The sequence below is a fragment of the Pseudoalteromonas sp. 2CM28B genome, assembly GCF_023161935.1.
Genome location: NZ_JALNTH010000011.1, coordinates 146,574 through 168,327, shown reverse-complemented (window position 1 = coordinate 168,327; position 21,754 = coordinate 146,574). Strand labels below are relative to the sequence as shown.

18 protein-coding genes, 1 tRNA gene and 1 pseudogene are annotated in these 21,754 nt (G+C 40.8%); 3 read left to right on the top strand and 17 right to left on the bottom strand.

The genetic code is table 11. The annotated features are described in order from the left end of the window. Positions 1 to 69: 69 nt before the first annotated feature. From MTN96_RS16425 to MTN96_RS16345, 17 genes are all read right to left on the bottom strand, one after another. A complete protein-coding gene (locus MTN96_RS16425) occupies positions 70 to 567 on the bottom strand; it encodes a DUF2059 domain-containing protein (RefSeq protein ID WP_069439997.1) in 498 nt (165 codons plus the stop codon). Between the two features lie 128 nt (positions 568 to 695). Then, positions 696 to 1,028, bottom strand: a complete 333-nt coding sequence (locus tag MTN96_RS16420; RefSeq protein WP_214551812.1) for a Na+/H+ antiporter subunit G — start codon at positions 1,026 to 1,028, stop codon at positions 696 to 698. Positions 1,029 to 1,037: 9 nt separating this feature from the next. Further along, the gene (locus MTN96_RS16415; protein WP_008114565.1) at positions 1,038 to 1,307 is read right to left on the bottom strand and encodes a K+/H+ antiporter subunit F; all 270 of its coding nucleotides are present in this window, start codon (positions 1,305 to 1,307) and stop codon (positions 1,038 to 1,040) included. After that, positions 1,301 to 1,837 (bottom strand): Na+/H+ antiporter subunit E, encoded by a 537-nt coding sequence (locus tag MTN96_RS16410; protein ID WP_036983168.1) that lies wholly within the window; start codon positions 1,835 to 1,837, stop codon positions 1,301 to 1,303. Before MTN96_RS16410 ends, MTN96_RS16415 begins: the two co-directional genes overlap by 7 nt. Beyond that, positions 1,837 to 3,354 (bottom strand): monovalent cation/H+ antiporter subunit D, encoded by a 1,518-nt coding sequence (locus tag MTN96_RS16405; RefSeq protein ID WP_248532238.1) that lies wholly within the window; start codon positions 3,352 to 3,354, stop codon positions 1,837 to 1,839. The genes MTN96_RS16410 and MTN96_RS16405 overlap by 1 nt, the downstream gene beginning before the upstream one ends. Continuing rightward, positions 3,351 to 3,698, bottom strand: coding sequence for a Na+/H+ antiporter subunit C (locus MTN96_RS16400; protein ID WP_013464542.1), 348 nt, complete (start codon positions 3,696 to 3,698; stop codon positions 3,351 to 3,353). The genes MTN96_RS16405 and MTN96_RS16400 overlap by 4 nt, the downstream gene beginning before the upstream one ends. Next, positions 3,698 to 6,490 (bottom strand): monovalent cation/H+ antiporter subunit A, encoded by a 2,793-nt coding sequence (locus MTN96_RS16395; RefSeq protein WP_069440000.1) that lies wholly within the window; start codon positions 6,488 to 6,490, stop codon positions 3,698 to 3,700. Before MTN96_RS16395 ends, MTN96_RS16400 begins: the two co-directional genes overlap by 1 nt. Before the next feature lie 289 nt (positions 6,491 to 6,779). Then, positions 6,780 to 7,919 carry a hypothetical protein gene (locus MTN96_RS16390; protein WP_248532237.1) on the bottom strand — a complete coding sequence of 380 codons (1,140 nt, stop codon included), beginning with the start codon at positions 7,917 to 7,919 and terminating at the stop codon, positions 6,780 to 6,782. Further along, the gene (gene nlpI, locus MTN96_RS16385; RefSeq protein ID WP_013464539.1) at positions 7,903 to 8,775 is read right to left on the bottom strand and encodes a lipoprotein NlpI; all 873 of its coding nucleotides are present in this window, start codon (positions 8,773 to 8,775) and stop codon (positions 7,903 to 7,905) included. The genes MTN96_RS16390 and nlpI overlap by 17 nt, the downstream gene beginning before the upstream one ends. 185 nt (positions 8,776 to 8,960) lie before the next feature. Further along, entirely contained in the window at positions 8,961 to 11,087 is a 2,127-nt protein-coding gene (gene pnp, locus MTN96_RS16380) for a polyribonucleotide nucleotidyltransferase (RefSeq protein ID WP_248532236.1), read from the bottom strand. 362 nt (positions 11,088 to 11,449) lie between these two features. Then, positions 11,450 to 11,719 (bottom strand): 30S ribosomal protein S15, encoded by a 270-nt coding sequence (rpsO, locus tag MTN96_RS16375; RefSeq protein ID WP_006793376.1) that lies wholly within the window; start codon positions 11,717 to 11,719, stop codon positions 11,450 to 11,452. A gap of 109 nt (positions 11,720 to 11,828) precedes the next feature. Then, positions 11,829 to 12,773 (bottom strand): tRNA pseudouridine(55) synthase TruB, encoded by a 945-nt coding sequence (gene truB / locus MTN96_RS16370; RefSeq protein ID WP_013464537.1) that lies wholly within the window; start codon positions 12,771 to 12,773, stop codon positions 11,829 to 11,831. Next, complete coding sequence (gene rbfA / locus MTN96_RS16365) at positions 12,773 to 13,180, bottom strand: 30S ribosome-binding factor RbfA (protein WP_008467148.1); 408 nt, start codon at positions 13,178 to 13,180, stop codon at positions 12,773 to 12,775. Before rbfA ends, truB begins: the two co-directional genes overlap by 1 nt. Positions 13,181 to 13,337: 157 nt before the next feature. Further along, positions 13,338 to 15,995: a translation initiation factor IF-2 gene (gene infB, locus MTN96_RS16360; RefSeq protein WP_036983180.1), complete on the bottom strand. Its 2,658-nt coding sequence runs from the start codon at positions 15,993 to 15,995 to the stop codon at positions 13,338 to 13,340. A 25-nt stretch (positions 15,996 to 16,020) separates the two neighbouring features. After that, positions 16,021 to 17,520 carry a transcription termination factor NusA gene (gene nusA, locus MTN96_RS16355; RefSeq protein WP_013464535.1) on the bottom strand — a complete coding sequence of 500 codons (1,500 nt, stop codon included), beginning with the start codon at positions 17,518 to 17,520 and terminating at the stop codon, positions 16,021 to 16,023. Positions 17,521 to 17,558: 38 nt separating this feature from the next. Beyond that, entirely contained in the window at positions 17,559 to 18,014 is a 456-nt protein-coding gene (gene rimP / locus MTN96_RS16350; protein WP_008114543.1) for a ribosome maturation factor RimP, read from the bottom strand. 279 nt (positions 18,015 to 18,293) lie between these two features. Beyond that, positions 18,294 to 18,370: transfer RNA gene (locus MTN96_RS16345), tRNA-Met, on the bottom strand. Positions 18,371 to 18,593: 223 nt separating this feature from the next. Here MTN96_RS16345 and MTN96_RS16340 point away from each other — a divergent pair. From MTN96_RS16340 to MTN96_RS16330, 3 genes and pseudogenes are all read left to right on the top strand, one after another. After that, positions 18,594 to 20,147 (top strand): cryptochrome/photolyase family protein, encoded by a 1,554-nt coding sequence (locus MTN96_RS16340; protein ID WP_248532235.1) that lies wholly within the window; start codon positions 18,594 to 18,596, stop codon positions 20,145 to 20,147. 160 nt (positions 20,148 to 20,307) lie between these two features. Continuing rightward, positions 20,308 to 21,322: pseudogene (locus MTN96_RS16335) on the top strand (phospholipase). Beyond that, positions 21,322 to 21,750 carry a hypothetical protein gene (locus MTN96_RS16330; protein WP_248532234.1) on the top strand — a complete coding sequence of 143 codons (429 nt, stop codon included), beginning with the start codon at positions 21,322 to 21,324 and terminating at the stop codon, positions 21,748 to 21,750. Before MTN96_RS16335 ends, MTN96_RS16330 begins: the two are co-directional and overlap by 1 nt. Positions 21,751 to 21,754 lie beyond the last annotated feature (4 nt).

Here is a 21,754-nt window from a genome sequence, read left to right as displayed (position 1 = left end):
AGCAGTCACAAAATAGTGACTGCTAGAAAATGTAGACGTTATTTTGCTGCGAGTTAGGTTAACTATAGTTTAATTCGCTTCGCTACGCGATTGTTTAAGTGCTTCACCTAGCTGCCCAGCAATTGCTTGGATCTCAGGCATAGCCTCTTGCACTAAAGATTGTGACATTTGCATAGATGCTTGCATCACCTGTGGCATTTTTTTCAAAATAGCTTGCCCTGACTCTGTTTTATAAAAATCGAGCATATCGCTAATCTCTTGCTCACTAAATTGCTTATCATAAAGGTTAACCATCATAGGCTGCATTTTTTGCCAGCTCATTTTAGTTTTTAGCACCTCAGTCATATCGGCATAATATTTATCAAATATTGGCTTTTCATCTGGCTTTACACCCATTTGCACCGACATATTTTGCATCATGCCCTCAACTTGAGAATACATAGAGTCAACCATAGCGTCCATATTCATCACCTCTACCAGCTCATCAATTTTTTGTTGCTTAGTAGTTTGCGCTGCATATAAGTTAGTTGAAAAAATAAGTAGTGATAAAAGTAATACCTTACCCATATTAATATCCTTTTTGTATTTGAATTTACGCCATACTCACATGTTCAATAAGTGTTGTAAATGGGAACAACCAAAAAAACAAAAAGCCGAATAACTACCATTATTCGGCTTTTTGTCGTTTTTTAGGGTTAATCTTTTTCGATATTATCGAGTCCTTTCGTTCCATCTTTGGCTTTTAACTTATGATGAATAGCGGTTTTAATTAGCATATAACCACTAATGGGCGCCGTGATTAATAAAAATATAGTGATTAATATTTCTTTTAAGCTTAAGCCACTAGCTGAATTGGCAAAAAATACCATCGCAGCCGTGAGTATACTTGCCATCCCTAAAGTGGTTGCTTTAGTTGGCCCATGTAAACGCATAAAAAAGTCCGGCAGTTTAATTAAGCCAATAGAGCCAATTAAAATAAAGAGCCCACCAAACAACAGCAATATTGATACGATCCATTCACTTATCATTTTAATACCTTACTCAATTATATCGCCACGAAGTAAATACTTACATACTGCCACAGTACTTATAAAACCTAACATTGCGATAAGCAAAGCGGCTTCAAAATATAAACCTGTTCCCATACTGATGCTATATAAAATAATCAATGCAATAACGTTAATGTACATTGTATCGAGCGCCAAAATACGATCTGGTACAGATGGACCAATAATAAGTCGCCATAGATTTAGTAGTAATGACAATCCAACCATTGAAAAAACAATCAGTAATACTGTATCTAACATTGAAATATCTCCTTTAGGGGAGCTTCGTAGCGTGCTTTAATTTGTTTGATAAGTGCTTGCTCATCATCTAAATCCAACACGTGAATTAATAAATATCGCTGCGCAGGTTCATCGTCTTCATTAAGTGACTTAATGAGAGGATAAACCTCAGCACTTACTGTACCCGGCGTTAAAGACACACAACTAGCTAAAATAGTAATTGGCATTTCATGCATTAAATCGATAGGCACTTTAACAAAACCTGGACGTAAATTTTTTGAAGGGCCCATTATTAATAAGGCCACTTGTAAATTAGCCACAATAATATCGTAAAGCACAATAAGTAACTGCTTAAACGCCAAGCCAGGCTTTAATATGAGTGGTTGTGGATCTCTAAATGACATACTAAATAAAGGAATAAGCAGTGCTAACAATGCACCCAATATAATATGCCCTACAGACACACTGTTATTTAATAATAGCCATACTATAAATAAAAATAGACTACGAAACGGTGTGGGTAACCAACGAAAACGAGCTTCTAAGCGCATTACAGACCTCCCTTGAGTACCGCATTAATACCACCACTAATATCGTGAAGTTGTGTTGCTGTTTCAAGTGCATATTGCGTTGCAAAATCACCAAAAACAACCAACAGTATTGAGCTTGTGAGCAGGCCAACAAGTACGATAACTTGCAACGGATGTGCATTAGCAACATCACCAGCATCACCGCCTTTGTCTTTATGCTCCCAAAACAAACTCGTGCCTGCACGTGATATAGCAACAATTAACGCTAAGCTCATAATTAAGTAAACAGGCCAAAATACCAGTGCTTGCTCACTGTTTAAGGTGGTTTTTAAAATCCAAATTTTACCTACAAAACCTGAAAGTGGCGGCATACCTATGACGGTTAGTCCAGCGATAATAAAACACGCTCCCAACAAGAATGGTTGCTTAACTGCGCGTCCGCCAACTAATCTGTCGCCGACCTTACCTCGCTGAGTTGCAATTAAATCAGCGAGTAAAAATAGTGCTGCAGTCACTAACGTTGAGTGTACTAAATAATACAATAGTGCAGCTGTGGCGTTTATATTTTGAAGTGCAACCAGTGCCACTAAAGTACCCACAGAAACCAGTACTAAGTTTGCGGTAAGCTTACGTAAATCTTGTGCTGCCAACACCCCAATTGCCCCAATCACTATGGTAGCAATGGCCAACGCCCATAACCAAGACTGCGCCATATGCTCAAGTTCACCGGCTTGCTCACCAAATACCACTGTATATACGCGTAAAGTGGCGTAAACACCTACTTTGGTCATAATCGCGAATAATGCAGCAACCACAGGTGTCGCACTTGAATAGGCATTTGGGAGCCATAAATGCAGTGGTAATAGTGCACTTTTAAGGGCAAATACCACAAGCAATAGTAACCCGCCCGCTTTAGCTAAATAAACATCATCACCGATTAACTGCGGTACTTTATTAGCCATATCAGCAATGTTTAGGGTACCCAATACCCCATATAAAATACCTAAGCCGATTAAAAATACACTTGAGCCAACTAAGTTTAAAATAACGTAATGCAGTGCTGCACGTGTTTTTGGTTTACCGCCGCCGTGCATTAATAGCGCATAAGAAGCAATTAGTAACACTTCAAAAAAGACAAAGACGTTAAATAAATCGCCCGTTAAAAACGCACCATTTACCCCTAATATTAAAAAATGAACCAAGGGATGGAAAAAGCTGCCTTGCTCGTCATCGCCGGCACACCCATATAAAACCACACCAAGACCTAAAAAGGCGGTTAAAGTAACCAGTAAAGTTGAGAGCATATCTGCTACCAGTACAATACCAAACGGCGCTGACCAGTTACCGATTGCATAAACAATAACCCCGTTATCTTTAACCTGAACCAGCAGTAATACTGTAATTACAAAGGTTAAAATAGCCATTAGGCTTGAAGTTAATCGCCGTGCAAATAAACTTTTGCCACACGGTGGCAGTAGCAGAATGATTGCCGCTAGCATAGGCATTAAAACAGGCAAAGATGCTAAATGCTGAATCATTTTCTCTCCTTGCGTTTACTTCTGGTTAGGGTGCCATCAACATGATCATTCCCTAAATCTGCTCGCCCTCGTATCGATAAAATAACCACAAACGCAGTCATGGCAAATCCTATTACAATAGCTGTTAATACTAAGGCTTGTGGCAGCGGATCGGCGTAATCAGCGCCAGTTCCAAGTACCACCGCTTTATTGATAGTTAAGCGCCCTGATGAGAATAAAAACAAATTAACCGCGTAAGAAATCATTGTCAGCCCCAGTACCACTGGGAATGTGCGCGCTCTTAATAATAAGAACACACCACAGGTGACTAGCACGCCAACGCAAGATGCGTATAACAGTTCCATTAAATATTTACCTCTTCTTTCTCTGCGTTCGCTGTCATATTACCTAAGCTCGCAAGGATCATTAGCGTCGCGCCAACAACGGTTAAGTACACGCCCAAGTCAAATACAATGGCGCTGGCAAGCTCTGTTTTACCAACAAACGGAATATCAAAGTAATCAAACCAGGTAGTTAAGAATGGTTTATCGAAGAACCAACTTCCTACACCCGTAAACATGGCGATAGCGATACCTGATGCAATAATTTTTCGATAGTTAACATCAAAACGTTCATTAATCCACGCAGTACCATGGGCCATATATTGTAAAATAAAGGCAATAGAGGTCACGAGGCCGGCAATAAATCCACCGCCCGGTAAGTTATGACCACGTAAGAAAATATAAGCGGATACTAATAGCGCCAATGGTAATAAGCTTTGTGAAATACAAGCCAATAAAATAGGGTGACGGTCTTTAGACCATGGGCGCCCTTCACTGTCGCTTGCTGGCATATAAAGCGGAATTCTTGATAACAGTTTAAATATACCCAGTGCTGCAATCCCTAACACGGTGATTTCACCTAAGGTATCAAAGCCCCTAAAATCAACTAAAATAACGTTAACAACGTTAGTACCCCCACCGCCTGTTTTAGCATTAGCGACAAAGAATTCAGAAATTGAATTAAGAGGACGGGTCAGTAATGCATAACAAATACTAGCAATAATTACCCCCACCGTAGAGGAAATAACCACATCACGTAAAATACGCAACGAGCTTGACTCTCTTGGTGTACTTTGCGGTAAGAAAAACAGTGCCAACATTAATAATATGATAGTTGCAACTTCTACTGTAAGTTGCGTTAAGGCCAAGTCAGGCGCTGAAAAACGTGTAAACGCCACCGACACCATTAATCCCACAATCGACAGCATTAATAACGACACCATCCGAATTCGATGCCAAATAACGGTAGCAATAGCACCAATAATCAGTAGCCCTGTACCTATAGCATTTTGAATATCAATTGGGGTATTAGGCACACTGCCAGCTAGCTGTTTCATTTCAAATAATGGCCAACCTGAGGCAAGTAATACAACGCCTAACATAATAAATACATAGCGTTGTAATGAGCCATTTTCTGTTGATTGGATTTTGTTTTGACACCAATTAACCACAACCGCTAAAAAACGCTCGAATATTTTTTTAGCATTAAAAGGGGGTAACGACGCTTGGAACTGAAATAAGTACTTACGATTGACGTAAATAAATAAACCACCAATTACCGCCATACCACTCATAAGTAGAGGTAAATTAAAACCGTGCCAAATAGTTAGCTTGTACTCAGGCATAGCTTGGCCAAGCACCGCCAATGAGGCAGCCGATAAAATACCATCTACTGCAAAGTGCGGAAAAATACCCACTAAAATACACAGCACCACTAAGATTTCGATAGGCACACGCATATAACGTGGCGCCTCATGAGGGGTGCGTGGTAAGTCTATCGGTTCACCATTAAAGAACACGTCATGTATAAAGCGAGATGAGTACGCTACCGACAGCGCACCTGCAACGGTTGCCAGCACAGGAATTAACCACGACATAGAGCCCAGTACTTGCTGATGCAGTGTTTCAGCAAAAAACATTTCTTTAGATAAGAAACCATTTAATAGCGGTACACCGGCCATTGCAGCTGCGGCCACCATCGCCAATGTAGCTGTATAAGGTAAGTAGCGCCACATGCCATTGAGTTTGCGCATATCACGCGTGCCGGTTTCATGGTCAATAATACCCGCGGCCATAAATAACGACGCTTTAAACGTAGCATGGTTAATAATATGAAAAATAGCGGCTACAGTTGCAAGTTGTGTGTCTAGGCCGAGTAATAGAGTAATTAGGCCTAAATGACTAATTGTTGAATAGGCTAATAAGCCTTTTAAATCATGTTTGAATAGCGCGATGTAAGCGCCAAATAAAAGTGTAGTTAAACCCGTCAAACCGACTAATAAAAACCAAGTGTCGGTTCCCGCCAGTGCTGGATAAAAACGCGCAAGTAAAAAGATACCCGCTTTTACCATAGTGGCAGAGTGTAAATAGGCACTAACCGGTGTAGGTGCTGCCATGGCATGGGGTAACCAAAAATGAAACGGAAATTGTGCAGACTTAGTAAAGGCGCCTAGTAATACTAGCACCAGCGCTAATTCGTATAAATCATGTGATTGAATAATCGCTTTGCTAGCTAAAATAGTGTCTAGGTCGTAGCTTCCAACAATATCACCTAGCAGCATTAAGCCGCCCAGTAATGCTAACCCACCCGCACCAGTTACCGCCAGTGCCATACGCGCCCCCTTGCGCGCCTCTGATTTATGCCACCAGTAACTAATCAACAAGAACGAGCTAATACTGGTTAGCTCCCAAAACACCCATAACTGAATCACATTGTTTGACATAACAATGCCCAGCATGGCGGTCATAAATAACATTAAGTAACTAAATAGCTTTGGCAGTGAATCGTTTTGACTTAGGTAATAACGGGCATACAAAATAACCAGCAGCCCTATTCCTAAAATCATAAATAAAAACAGTAAACTCAAGCCATCTAAGCGTAAGGAAATATCCAGCCCTAAAGCAGGTATCCACTGCGCGCTAAAACGAATGGTTTCTCCCGCGAGAACCGCAGGCGCATGATAAAGTGTAATTGCAAGCGCGGCTAAAGGCGCAATAGCCGTTAGGCTCGTTGCCTGATTTCGAGAAAGTTTGCCGGTGCATGCAGAAATAACACTGCCTAATAAGGATAACAGGGGTATCCAGAGCAAAGTCATAATGAAGGGCCTTTTTGAATCATAAAGTTTATCAATTCGCTACTTGTTATTATTAAATACCAAAGTGACTTGGGTATACGTTTTATATCTGTTTTTTAACAACATTAATACGTACAGTTATACTGATAAACATGGTTTTTGTCTATAGAAAGCGCTTCTAGCGGGGCAACAATCAAGCAAAAAAGTCTATAAATTAATGAACTGAGATAAAACCGGCTCAGCTTTTAAGCCGTTTTAATAGGATCGTATAATCATTGGTTAAACAACCTAAAAGTACTCTATTTAATGATTAAAAGCGCGGGAATAAATCTGCATGTTGCTCTATATGAGTTTGCCACAAAACCCGATATTGATCTGAAAGTCCAACCTGTTGATATTGCATAATAGACCACTGTGCGCTTGGCTTATAAGCAACACCTCCTTGCTGACAGCTTTTGCTTTTGTGCCATCCTTTTGGCGCATCAGTGTTATGAGCAATAAACAAGTTAGGGGCAACCAACCCCTCAAGCTGACAAAGCCAAGCTTGTTTTTTTGCTGGTAAAGCGTATTCATCTTCAAAACCATTAAAGTGCATTAATTCATGTAAAAAGACCGCATAATTGGCCTGCGAGTTAATATGCATTAAGCCCTGATGTACATTGGCAGTACCTTGCTTTGGCATCATAATCGCAAAATCGAATCCTTTAGGAAGCCGCTGCTTAAGTGATGACTGTTGCCAATCGCACTGCGCAAGCGTTGCTTTAGTGCTGTTACAAGCAATTGCATTACCAACATATATAGGCTTTGAAAAACAAAATGCATTACTACTAGGCTCTGGGTGTTGTGCGTATTTTTTCACAAAGTGGTTGAGCCTATATAAACCATCACGGTGATCGCTCAGCATTAGCACATTAAATGTGCATTGCTTTTGTATCTCAATTTGCTCGCTCGCTACCAAAAACCCTAATTTATTCATAAATGAGTGGTTTAATGCATCGAAAGGAGCACGCTGTTGTAACTGTAAATGATAAAAGGCATCCCCTTTAGGTAACTTATTGTGAGCTTTTAATAACGCTAAATCTTGCCAACGCTGTTGAGCAAGCAATGAAGCTGCGAGATGTTTTTGTTGTTTAATTGTTATCTCATCGAGGCTTGCTTGCCAAAAGAGCTTGGCGGTTTCAGTTTGATTATTGGCTATTAATGATAACCCATATCCGTATTGTGCATGGGCTATTTTATTGCGTGCTAAGGTAGCTAATGAGATCGGGGGGAGTTGTAAAATATGCGATGCAAAGTAACCAGGGAATTGCCAATAACTATCAATCACATTGGCTTTGGCGTGCAATACTTGCCAAAAGCCAATGCTATTTTGTTTATTACTGGAGCCACTAATTAAGCTAGCGCACAGTAATAAAATACTTAATTTAAAAAAGTTAGCCCGCGCTTTCACTAGCCATCAACTCAAGCTCTAAACGTGCATATTTATATTCTATAAATTCATGAACGTTCGTTGCTAGCGCCAACTTAAAGTAATCTGTTGCAATTGAAAGCTCACCTGCGGCTTGGTGCTGTTTAGCTAAGTAAAAATAAGCTTCACATAAACGTTGAGCATATTCTTGTTGTGAACTCACACCATCGGCTATCCCTGAAAAAAATGCTTTTTCACTCATATCACCTACATACAAAGCAATAAGCTGATATGCCCATTCGTTTTCATCAAGGGCCGCCGCATTAGCTTTTAACGAAGCGAGTGCCTGAGTTTTATCTTGTGCGGCCTGCGCTAAATAAAGCCACAGCACACGATAAGGATCGTTAGGAGAGCGCTCCAAAAACGTTTTAAAGTCATCCTTTGCAAGCGTGGCTCTATCACCATAGTACAAAGCAATACCACGATTTAAATACGCATATTCATGTTCTTGGTCTAACTCTATGGCTGAATCAAAATACTCGTATGCTTTTTCGTATTGCTGCATCAAGGTATGTTGAATCCCCAAAAAGTTATACACTTCAGCCAAATCAGGTTTCAGTTTAACAGCTCGGTTAAAATCAATTCGCGATAAAGTGGTCATGCCTAAGCTATCAAACAGCACACCACGGTCATAATAGAGCTTTGCTTGTTGCTCTGTACTTAAGTCTGCTCTATTTAATAGCTCTGAAAAACGAGCAATGGCAATTTCATTTCTAAAGTCTGATGCAAGTGGCGCAGTAAATGGCACATTAATAATAGCAGCAGGTTTAGTAGTAGCCTGACAAGCGCTTAAAGACAAAATAGCAAAAGATGCCAAGGCTAAATGTTTAAGTCTCATTAAAATCCTTAATACCGAGGTAAGTAGCAAATAGATAAGACATAAGCTGTCTTGTAAGGTTCATTCTTGTTATATGTTACTTAACGTCTTGAACATAATAGGTTGCTAACATTAAAGCATAAAAAAAGGGGCTAAACAGCCCCTTTTTATACTATCCAGTAATTATCTGGATGAAAGATTAGCAATTACGCGTCTTTAGACTCGTCAGCTGCAGGTGCTGCTGATTCCATTGCTTCTTTAATACTTAGACGTACACGGCCTTGGCGGTCTACTTCTAGTACTTTAACTTTAACTTCTTGACCTTCACTAAGGTGATCAGCAACGTTGTTAACACGCTCTGTGCTGATTTGTGAGATATGCACTAGGCCATCTTTACCAGGAAGAATGTTTACAAACGCACCAAAATCAACGATACGTACAACTTTACCTTCGTAGATAGTCCCAACTTCAAGCTCAGCAGTTAATTGCTCAATACGGCTAATTGCATTTGCAGCACTTTCACCATCTGTAGCAGCAATCTTAATTGTGCCATCATCACCGATTTCAATCGTAGTACCTGTTTCTTCAGTAAGTTGACGGATAGTTGCGCCACCTTTACCGATTACATCAGCAATTTTCTTCTGTGGAATTTGCATCGTGTAAATACGCGGTGCAAACATAGATAACTCTTCAGAAGGGGCAGAAATCGCTTCGTCCATCACACCTAGAATGTGTAAACGAGCTGCTTTAGCTTGCTTCAGCGCGATTTGCATGATTTCTTGCGTGATACCTTCAATCTTGATATCCATTTGTAGTGCAGTGATACCGCTAGTTGTACCCGCTACTTTAAAGTCCATGTCACCTAAGTGATCTTCATCACCTAAGATATCTGAAAGTACTACAAAGTTTTCTTCTTCTTTAACTAGGCCCATCGCGATACCGGCAACAGAAGCTTTAATTGGTACACCCGCGTTCATAAGCGCTAGAGACGTACCACAAACCGATGCCATTGAAGATGAACCATTTGATTCAGTGATCTCAGATACAACACGAATTGAGTAAGGGAACTCAGTCAATGTTGGCATTACAGCTTGGATACCACGTTTAGCTAGGTTACCGTGGCCGATTTCACGACGCTTAGGAGAACCTACAAAACCCGTTTCACCTACACAGAATGGAGGAAAGTTGTAGTTAAGCATAAAGTGGTTTTTATGCGTGCCAGTTAAATCGTCGATTAACTGTGAATCACGTTCTGTACCAAGTGTTGCTGTTACTAATGCTTGTGTTTCACCACGAGTGAAGATTGCAGAGCCGTGAGTACGTGGAAGTACGCCCGTCATTACATCTAGTGCACGGATCATATCTGGTTCACGACCATCGATACGTTTTTCGCCAGCAGCGATACGGCCACGAACGATTTTCTTCTCAAGTGAACCAAATACTTTACCTACTTCTTGCTTATCAAGCGTTTCGCCTTCAGCAAGCTCGCTTGTTAGTGCTTCAACAACCGCATCTTTTGCAGCAGTTAATGCTTCTTTACGCGCTACTTTATCAGTAATACGGTAAGCTTCGCCTACTTTATCAGCAGCAAGTGTTGCTACTTTCTCTTCTAATGCAACGTTTTTCTCAGGTGCAGTCCAATCCCAAGTAGGTTTGCCTGCTTCTGCTTTAAATTCATTGATTGCGTTGATAATAGCTTGTGATTGCTCATGGCCGTATACAACCGCACCTAGCATTACGTCTTCAGCAAGAACGTCTGCTTCTGATTCAACCATAAGTACAGCGTTATCAGTACCCGCAACAACTAAATCAAGTTGGCTTTCTTCAAGCTCTTTTAGTGTCGGGTTAAGTACGTATTCACCGTTGATGTAACCAACACGTGATGCACCAATTGGACCGCTGAACGGGATACCAGAGATAGCAAGTGCTGCTGATGTACCAATCATCGCAACCATATCAGGTTGGATTTCAGGGTTAACAGAAACAACTGTCGCGATAACTTGTACTTCGTTTACAAAACCATTAGGGAAAAGTGGACGAATTGGACGGTCAATAAGACGTGCAATTAGCGTTTCGCCATCGTTAGGACGACCTTCACGCTTAAGGAAACCACCTGGGATACGACCAGCAGCGTACATACGCTCTTGGTAGTTAACTGTTAGTGGGAAGAAATCTTGACCTGGTTGAGCTTCACGCTTACCAACAACCGTTACTAGTACTGACGTGTCGCCAATGCTTGCTAGTACTGCGCCGTCTGCTTGACGAGCGATAGCACCTGTTTCTAGCGTCACTGTGTGTTGACCTAGTTGAAATTCTTTTATAATTGCTTGCACTTAAAATATTCCTTAAATGTATTTTTAGTATTAATTAAGTTTTCATCAAAGTACCAATTACAGTACATAATTGTATTCAGTTGGAAATCAATTAAGTACTACAATTGGCAATGATGTAAATAACCGTAAATAAACCTTTTTATCTACGAGCCATAGTATATAACAAAGTCAGGTGAAATTGCGAGCTTAGCACCGAGATAAAATAGTGCTTACAGCAATACCAAAAACATTCGCTTTGTGAATGATAACAGTATGGCTTTTATTCGATATTTCAAGGGGTTTACTGAGAAGTACTGGTGAAGACGAGAAAATGTGAGCACAAAAAAAGGAGCTAAAAAGCTCCCTTTTTGATAATCAAGTTCTTAGCGACGTAGGCCAAGCTCTTTGATTAACGCAGTGTAACGCGAGATATCTTTACCTTTAAGGTAATCAAGCAGTTTACGGCGAGTGCTTACTTTACGAAGCAGACCACGACGTGAGTGGAAGTCATGCTTGTGATCAGCAAAGTGACCTTGAAGCTTGTTGATATCAAAAGTAAGTAATGCTACTTGTACTTCAGGTGAACCAGTGTCGCCTTCAGCGCGTGCGAATTTAGCAATGATATCGATTTTTTCTTGATTGCTTAGTGACATAATAACTCCAAAAGTTAAATTTAATAGGTGCTTTAGCCGATCACTAATTCAGCCAAAACGATTAAGCGGGCGTATTCTACCAATTATCAGCATAACTACAAGTTAAACTTTACTCTGGTTGCTGATTAGACAAGCCACGTTTTGATTTTAGGTGGCCATCAGGATTACGTTCACCAGTACCAATAAAAATTCCGTCAGCCAGAACTTTTATTGCACCTTCAGGTAATTCTTTACCTAGCACCACAGCCTGACCATGGCTAAATGCTATTCCCTGCTCTTTAGTAATTTCCACAACAGGTAAATCAACTAACGCGGTATCCATTGGCAATAATAGTTCGTCAAGGTAAGTAGAAGGCGCAACGTCTTGTTCTTTCGCTTGATTTAATAACGTTTCTAACTGCTCAAGTGTGACCATTTTATCTGCTGGGTAATGCCCTACAGCACTACGATGCAGCATAATCACATGCGCGCCACAGCCAAGGTTTTCACCTAAGTCATCAACAATAGTACGAATATACGTGCCTTTAGATACATGGGCAGTCATTTGTATTTCGTTAGCTTGCTCATCAAACTCATCAAGCGTTAAGCTAAATACGTTAATTTTTCGACATTTGCGAGGAACTTCTATGCCTTCACGCGCATATTTATATAAAGGCTTGCCTTCATATTTAAGCGCTGAATACATTGATGGATATTGGTCTGACTCACCTAAAAATTTAGCAATTTCCTGTGTAAGCAGTTCAGCAGTAACATTAACATCACGCGTTTCGACCACTTCGCCATCAGAGTCTGACGTGGTAGTACGTTCACCCAGTTTTGCTCGAACAACATAGGTTTTATCTGTATCGAGTAAAAACTGGGTAAACTTTGTGGCTTCACCAAAACAAATAGGCAGCATACCGGTCGCAAGCGGATCAAGCGCACCTGTGTGCCCCGCTTTTTGCGCAAAATAAATACCTTTCGCTTGCTGCAGTGCTTTGTTTGATGAAATACCTTCTGGTTTGTTTAACAACAAAATACCATCAACTGGACGGCCTTTACTGCGTCTTGCCATTAGTCTTTAGTGCCTTCTTCGCTATCTGTTTCATCATCAACATGCTTAGCGTTATCTTCACGAATGATAGAGTCCACTAAGTTAGAGATGCGCATCCCTTCCATTAATGAATTATCAACCACAAACTTAAGCTCAGGCATGATTCGCGCACGAATACGTTTACCTAGCAACGAACGGATATAACCGGTTGCTTCGTTAAGTACTTTGGCACTTTGCTTGGCTGCATTTTCATCTTCGGTGTTAAACACGGTAATGAAAACTTTGGCATAAGATAAATCGCGCGATACTTCTACAGCAGACACTGTCACCATGCCCAAGCGCGGATCTTTAATTTCGCGTTGTAAAATCACCGCAATTTCTTTTTGAATTTGCTGAGCAACACGATCAGTGCGAGAAAATTCTCTCATTTCACTTTCCTAAAATTATAACTTATTGAAAAATAATAATAAGCTAACTAAATAATGGATACACAAATGGGGGCTGAGCCCCCATTTAAAATCTTAGCATAGGTTATGTTGGGCTATCGAGGTACAACCTTGAATGTCCAACACCACCTAATAACAATTAAAGACTACGTTGTACTTCAACTGTTTCAAATACTTCGATTTGGTCACCAACGCGAACGTCATTGTAGTTCTTAACGCCGATACCACATTCCATGCCGTTACGAACATCAGCAACGTCATCTTTAAAGCGACGTAGTGACTCAAGCTCACCTTCGTAAATAACCACGTTATCACGAAGTACACGAATTGGTGCGCTACGCTTGATAGTACCTTCAGTAACCATACAACCAGCAATTGCGCCAATTTTTGGTGATTTAAATACATCACGTACTTCAGCAAGACCAATGATCTCTTGTTTAAACTCAGGAGCAAGCATACCTGACATAGCTTGCTTAACTTCCTCGATTAAGCTGTAGATTACGCTGTAGTAACGAAGGTCTAAGTTTTCAGCATCAATTACTTTACGCGCAGATGCATCAGCACGTACGTTAAAGCCAACTACGATTGCATTTGATGCCGCAGCAAGTGTTGCGTCTGTTTCGGTGATACCACCTACACCTGAACCAACAATCTTCACTTTTACTTCATCAGTAGAAAGTTTAGTTAGTGAGTCTGAAATAGCTTCAATTGAACCTTGAACATCGGCTTTAAGTACGATGTTAACTTCAGACACATCACCTTCAGCCATGTTAGAGAACATGTTTTCAAGTTTCGCTTTTTGCTGACGAGCAAGTTTAACATCGCGGAACTTACCTTGACGGTAAAGTGCAACTTCACGTGCTTTACGCTCATCTTTAACTACTGTGGCTTCATCACCTGCAGCTGGAATACCAGAAAGGCCTAAAATCTCAACTGGAATAGAAGGACCGGCAGACTTAATGTCTTTACCGTTTTCATCGCGCATTGCACGAACACGACCATATTCAAGACCACATAATACAATGTCACCTTGATTAAGCGTACCTGACTGAACAAGAATAGACGCAACAGGACCACGGCCTTTATCAAGACGTGATTCAATAACAACACCTGCTGCCATACCTTCGGTCGGCGCACTTAGTTCTAATAGCTCTGATTGCATTAGTACAGCTTCTAGCAGGTCATCAATACCTAAACCAGTTTTAGCCGAAATATGAACATACTGTGTATCGCCGCCCCACTCTTCTGGGATAACGTCTAGCTGAGCTAGTTCGTTTTTAACGCGATCTGGATCTGCGCCTTCTTTATCCATTTTGTTTACAGCAATAATTAAAGGAACGCCAGCTGCGCGAGCATGCTGTACCGCTTCTTTAGTTTGTGGCATTACGCCATCATCAGCTGCAACCACTAGGATTACGATATCAGTCGCTTTTGCACCACGAGCACGCATTGATGTAAATGCGGCGTGACCCGGAGTATCTAAGAAAGTGATCATATTGCCGTTAGTTTCAACGTGGTATGCACCAATGTGCTGTGTAATACCACCGGCTTCGCCTGATGCAACTTTAGCTGAACGAATGTAATCAAGCGTCGATGTTTTACCGTGGTCAACGTGACCCATAACAGTTACTACTGGCGCACGTGGCTCTGACTTACCATCTTCATGGCGGTCATTAAGTACTGTTTGCTCTAATTCGTTTTCTTTTACGATGATAACTTTATGGCCCATTTCTTCTGCTACAAGTTGCGCAGTTTCTTGGTCAATAACTTGGTTAATAGTAACCATGTCACCCATTTTCATCATAGTTTTTACAACTTCAGCGCCTTTAACCGCCATGCGTGATGCAAGCTCAGCAACTGTAATTGTTTCACTAATACGCACTTCATTTTTAACATCAGCCGTTGGTTTTTGGAAACCGTGCTGTAATGACGCTGGCGCTTTTAGCTTACCTTTTTTACCTTTAGACGCTGCAAATTTATCCTTTGCTGGCGCTTTTTTCTTTTTCTTCGCACGGCGAGAGCCTTGCTCTTCGCGAGCATCAGCTACATCTTCTGCTTCACGTGCGTACGTTGAAGTCGTAAGGTGGTGATCCGCGGTTTCTTCGCGTTTCTTACGTTCTTCTTCTTCTTTCTTCCAGCGTGCTGAGTTCTCTTCAGCTAGCTTTCTTGCCTCTTCTGCTTGACGTTTCGCTTCTTCTTCAGCTTTCTTCAATGCGGCCTCTTCTGCTTCTTTTTGCAGACGCTCAGCTTCGATGCGATCTTTCTCAGACTTAGCACTTTGCTCAGGGGTCATCTGCTGTTGTTTCGCTTTACGCTCAGCATCTGCTTTGCGTTTAGCTTCTTCTTTGGCTTTACGATCAGCGTCTTCTTTTGCTTTACGTTCTGCCTCTTGTTTTGCCTTTAATTCAGCAGCGGCTTGTTCAGCTTTTTGTTGCTCTTCAAGACGTGCTTTTTCTTCAGCGGCTAGACGTTGCTGTTCTTGTTCTTGCTCAACAGCACTTTTTTTCACATAAGTGCGTGTTTTACGAACTTCAACTTGCACAGCTTTTGCTTTACCCGTAGAGCCCGTCACACTTAATGTGCTTTTGCTCTTACGTTGCAATGTCATGCGAGCAGGGCCTTCAGAGCCCGTGCCACCATGTTGCTTGCTTAGGTGATCAAGTAACGTCGCTTTTTCAGCTTCAGTTACATTGTCGCCTGCTTGTTTAGTAATACCGGCTTGTGAAAACTGCTGTAGTAATTTATCAACAGTTGTACCTATATCACCGGCTAGTTTTTCAACATTTACTTCTGCCATAGTCTCTAATACCTCCGTTAATAAATTACTCGTCTGCAAACCAACAAATATTACGTGCAGCCATAATTAGCTCGCCCGCTTTCTCTGAAGATAGCTCTGTAATATCTACAAGCTCATCAATGCCTTGCTCAGCTAAGTCTTCAAGTGTTACTACACCCTTACTTGCCATAACAAATGCTAAATGACGCTCTAAGCCTTCAAGCGCAAGTAAGTCTTCAGCAGGCTCAGCGCCTTCTAAGCTTTCTTCCGTTTTAAGCGCTTTCGTTGTTAATGCATCTTTTGCACGTGAACGTAATACGTCCACTGTTTCTTCATCTAAGCCGTCGATTTCTAAAAACTCTGAAGCCGGAACATAAGCAACTTCTTCAAGTGTTGAGAAACCTTCGTTGATAAGTAATGATGCAAATTCGTCATCAATATCTAAGTTTTCAGTAAATAAGTTAATTAACTTATCTGACTCAGCTTCGTTCTTAGCGCGCATTTCATCAACGGTCATTACGTTTAATTCCCAGCCAGTTAATTGGCTTGCTAAACGTACGTTTTGACCATTACGACCAATAGCTTGTGCTAAGTTATCAGCTTCAACAGCAATATCCATTGAGTGTGTATCTTCATCCATTACGATTGAAGCCACTTCTGCTGGTGCCATTGCGTTAATAACAAACTGTGCAGGGTTGTCATCGTAAAGCACGATATCAACACGCTCACCGCCAAGTTCTGACGATACCGCTTGAACACGTGCGCCACGCATACCAACACACGCACCAACAGGGTCAATACGCTTGTCGTTAGATTTAACCGCGATTTTAGCGCGTGAACCTGGATCACGTGCTGCAGCGCGTAATTCAATCATTTCTTCGCCAATTTCTGGCACCTCAATGCGGAATAATTCCATCAGCATTTCTGGTTTAGAACGGGTTACAAATAATTGTGCACCGCGTGCTTCAGGCTTCACTTCATATAAAAGACCGCGGATACGATCACCCGGGCGGAAGTTTTCACGTGGCAGCATGTCGTCACGATAAATAACCGCTTCTGCGTTGTTACCTAAATCAAGTACGATTGCATCACGGGTTGCTTTTTTAACAACACCCGTTACCAGCTCGCCTTCTTGATCTTTATATGCTTCAACGACTAAGGCGCGCTCTGCTTCACGTACTTTTTGTACGATCACTTGCTTAGCCATCTGTGTTGTTATGCGGTCAAATTTAATTGATTCAATCTGCTCTTCTACGTAGTCGCCCATTTTCAAGTCAGGTTCTTCAACTTGAGCAGCTTCTAACGTGATTTCGCTGTATGGATTCTCTAAAGAACCATCTTCTAAAACTTCAGCTATTTGCCAGCGACGGAATGTATCGTAATCGCCGGTTTTACGGTCAATTGCAACACGTACATCAATCTCACCATCATGCTTTTTCTTTGTCGCTGTCGCTAATGCGAACTCTAGAGCTTCAAAAATCTTTTCTTTTGGAACCGCTTTCTCATTGGAAACGGCTTCAGCAACCAATAATATCTCTTTTGCCATGGGTAATGCCTCGCTTGCCCTATTCCTTCGCACTCGAATTAAAACTTTGCGATTATGTTCGCACGTTCAATGTTACTAAGCATGATTAAATGCTCTGCACCATCGCTAGATAGTGTGATCATATCGCTGCTAACTGCTATTAAATCGCCTTTAAAATTACGGCGACCGTCTTGTGGAAGCTTAGTACGCACGCGTACTTCCTCTCCTTGCGCCTGCTCGTAGTGATCTTGTTTGAATAATGGACGATCAACACCAGGAGACGACACTTCCAAATCATATTCGTTTGTAATCGGGTCTTCGACGTCTAAAATCGCACTAATTTGACGACTTGCATCTGCGCAGTTGTCAACTGAAATTCCATCCTCATGAGCAATGTATACTCTTAAGGTAGAATGGCGACCCGCTTGTACAAACTCAAGACCATGTAATTCAAAGCCTAGCATTTCTACTGCAGGCGTTAACATGGTTACTAAATCTTGTTCAAGTTTTGTCACGAAAATCCTCCATACAAACAAAAAAAGGGCTTATAGCCCTAAAATACTGAGTTTAAATTTTGATTTAATCGATAAACATTAAATCAAACGGTGCAGATACAACAACGCCCCGAACCAAGCGGGGCGTCACACCAAAAAACGCAAAACTGTGTGGCCTAGGGCCAAGCTTGGTTGCGAGTCAGTACCCTGACCAAATTAAACTTCATTAGCTTAAACGCAAAACGCGCATTACTTAGAATGCGCGATATAAAGTAGTAAGTTTAAACCTACTATTAAGATTGGTTGCGGGAGCCGGATTTGAACCAACGACCTTCGGGTTATGAGCCCGACGAGCTACCAGACTGCTCCATCCCGCGCCAATAGATAAAAAGTTAATAACTTAATATCGCTGTTAGTAAATTTTATAATCTACTAAACAATGCCACTATTATAAGGATGTGCCACTAAATTAGCAACCATAATAAGTAATAAGTTGATAAAAAAAGCAATGCTGTTTATTGCTTTGCTCTATGATTAAAACGACATGTAGAAATCGATCGCTTTTTAAAATACTGCGTATAAAAATAATTTTGGCTCATTATGAAAAAATTCAAAACCTTAAAACTAATTTTAGGTGACCAGCTAAACCCCGCTCATTCTTGGTTTAAAGATAAATCCGATGACACCGTGTTTGTTATTGCCGAGCTCATGCAAGAAGCGCAGTACGTAAAGCATCACGTACAAAAAATATCAGCCTTTTTTAAAGCCATGGAAAACTTCGCTAACGCCTTAAAAGATGCTGGCTTTAACGTTTTGCATTTAACGTTAGATGACACCAAAGTCGATGATAACTTACCCGCTCTTTTAACTCGATTAGCTAAGCAGCATGAATGCACCTCAATTGAATATCAATACCCAGATGAGTACCGTTTAAAAACACAACTGCACGACTTTGCCACTAACAGCGAATTAGCTGTGACTGCCTGTGACAGCGAGCATTTTTTATTGGCATTTAACGATATAGACAAACGCTTTAAAAAAGATAAACACGTCACTATGGAGCATTTTTATCGGGCAATGCGTAAGCAGTTTGATATTTTAATGGATGATGACAAACCTCATGGCGGTCAATGGAATTTTGATGCTAATAACCGTAATAAGTTTTCAAAAAGCGATTTAGCCGATATCCCCAAACCCAAATTATTTAAAAATGATGTTAGCACCATCATTGAGCGTTTAGATAAACATAAAATAAAATACTTTGGGCAAATAGAAACCCAATTAAGCTGGCCAACAACCCGTAAACAAGCAATAAGCGCACTTGATCACTTTTGTGCACATTTACTTCCCCGTTTTGGTCAATTTCAAGATGCAATGACAGATCAATGCCCTGATAAAGATACCTTTTATCACAGCCGGTTATCATTTGCGTTAAATGCCAAAATTTTACATCCTCGCTATGTTATCGACCGTGTGGTCAAAGAATACCAACAACGCCAAGATGAAATATCTATTTCTCAGGTTGAAGGCTTTATTCGTCAAGTACTGGGTTGGCGCGAATATGTGCGTGGCGTGTATTGGAAAAACATGCCCGATTACGCTAACAAAAACCAGCTTAATGCAACCCGTGCACTGCCACGTTATTTTTGGAATGGTAAAACAAAAATGAACTGCTTAAGCCACTCATTAACACAAAGCTTAGACAGCGCGTATGCCCATCATATTCAACGTTTAATGGTAATAGGTAATTTTTGTTTACTAACCGCTATTAACCCTGATGAAGTGGATGAGTGGTATTTGGGTGTTTATATCGATGCTATTGAATGGGTAGAAATGCCTAACGCACGAGGGATGAGCCAATTTGCTGACGATGGCATCATTGCTACCAAGCCTTATGCGGCTAGCGGCAACTATATAAATAAAATGAGCGACTACTGTAAAAGCTGCCAATATAAGGTGAAAGAAAAAGTAGGAAAAGACGCTTGCCCGTTAAATAGCCTCTATTGGCAATTTATGCAAACACACCGAGAGCGGCTTGAAAAAAATCCACGAATAGGCATGATTTATCGCAATTGGGATAAACAAGATGAATCATTACGCCAAGAAACTTTAGATCAAGCTAGCCACTATTTAAATAGTATTGAAGAGCTATAAATACAAATGCCGTCAATTGGCGGCAACACCCTTGATAGTTAATATTAAAGTACCAAATACAGGTAATGTTGTTACTTAAATGTTTAATCTGTTTATCGTGTCAGTGTAATGAGCTTATTTTTTAATTGCATCTCTTACTCCAGACTATGATGAGAATAAAATGAAAAAACAATTAATTGCAGCGACACTTTTACTACTGAGTACAAGCCAAGCTCAAGCTTTTAGTCAAGAAACTCACAAACGTATTGTTCTTGATGCTGTTAACTATATGCAGCAGCACCCAACTAGTACTGAATATGCAGCCCTACGGGCAGTACGCTGCACAAAACAATCTGACAATCTCTGAATTAGCCGAGCTGCTTGGACAAGCTGCTTATGATGCAGATGACTTTGAAGACACTTTTTTCTGTGGTGCAATCACAGGTTCGTGTGTTCAAGCGCCTGTATGGGGAGCAGCGCAAAGCATAGTTAAATATACAAGCTATTGGCATTTTCAAAATCATACCCAAGGTGCAAACCAACATGGTAACGATTTTGGTGGTTATAATTATGACAAGCTCACTGTTTGGGGCACGATTGATAATCTTGCGTCTGCTTGGCTTAAAGGTGACTATCTTGATGATGGTAAAGGGGGTGAAACAGGTTGGTTTAATGCCGATTCTTCAAAATAAAACAGTTATGGTGTAACAGAATCTCACTATAGAATCGATAGTAACTCAACCTATTCTATGTACGACGACTTTGAAGAAATGCCATTTCAACCTATCGATAATTTAGGGCAATATTGGTATCAAAGTTACTTACAGAGCGGCAATCCGCAAGTATTAGGGTTTGTGTTCCATACTACTGATTTATTACAGCCTCACCACACGTGGACCACATCAGATCTAATTCATTCTAGCTGGGAAAGTTGGGTAAACGATTACTATGACCAAGAGCAGCTCAACAATTTATCACTCGTTACTCAAGCAATGCAAACGTTCTCGCCTTTAGATAAAAATAGCCAAGATGTTCGCCCATTATTAACTCAAGGCGGTTCATTTTCTTATGCACAAGGTGGGATTGTACTCAACTCAGAAGAGCATTTTGATCGCCTTAATATAGCTAAGCAGGTCGTGCCCCATGCAATAGCAATGGTGGTGCACTTATTAAACCACGCCATGGTTGCTCGCTAATGAAAAAAATGGCTATTTTAGTGATTACATTACTAGGTGTGTTTTACCACTCCCTAGTAATGGCATCATTTACACAATACAGCAATGATGAAATTAACTTTATGCATCGTGCTTATTTAAAGCACAACCCTGATATTACAATCAATGAAGTTAGAACTCGTCTGTATGAAAATCAGTTTTTATTACAACAAGCTGCGCTAAAAACGCCTGCGATAATAAAACGACAATCTGCTGTTGGTTTTAGGACTCAATACCATGTTGAACGTTACTTAAAAAATCTGTTCGATTCACAATTAGCTATAAGCGCACAGTCAAGCCCAATAAAGCTTGAGATTTATGATAACCAATGGCTTAAACACATATTAGGGCCCTACCCTAAAAATGGCCAGTATGTGCAAAGCGCCATCAAAAAAAATGCAGCAGTTTGATTTA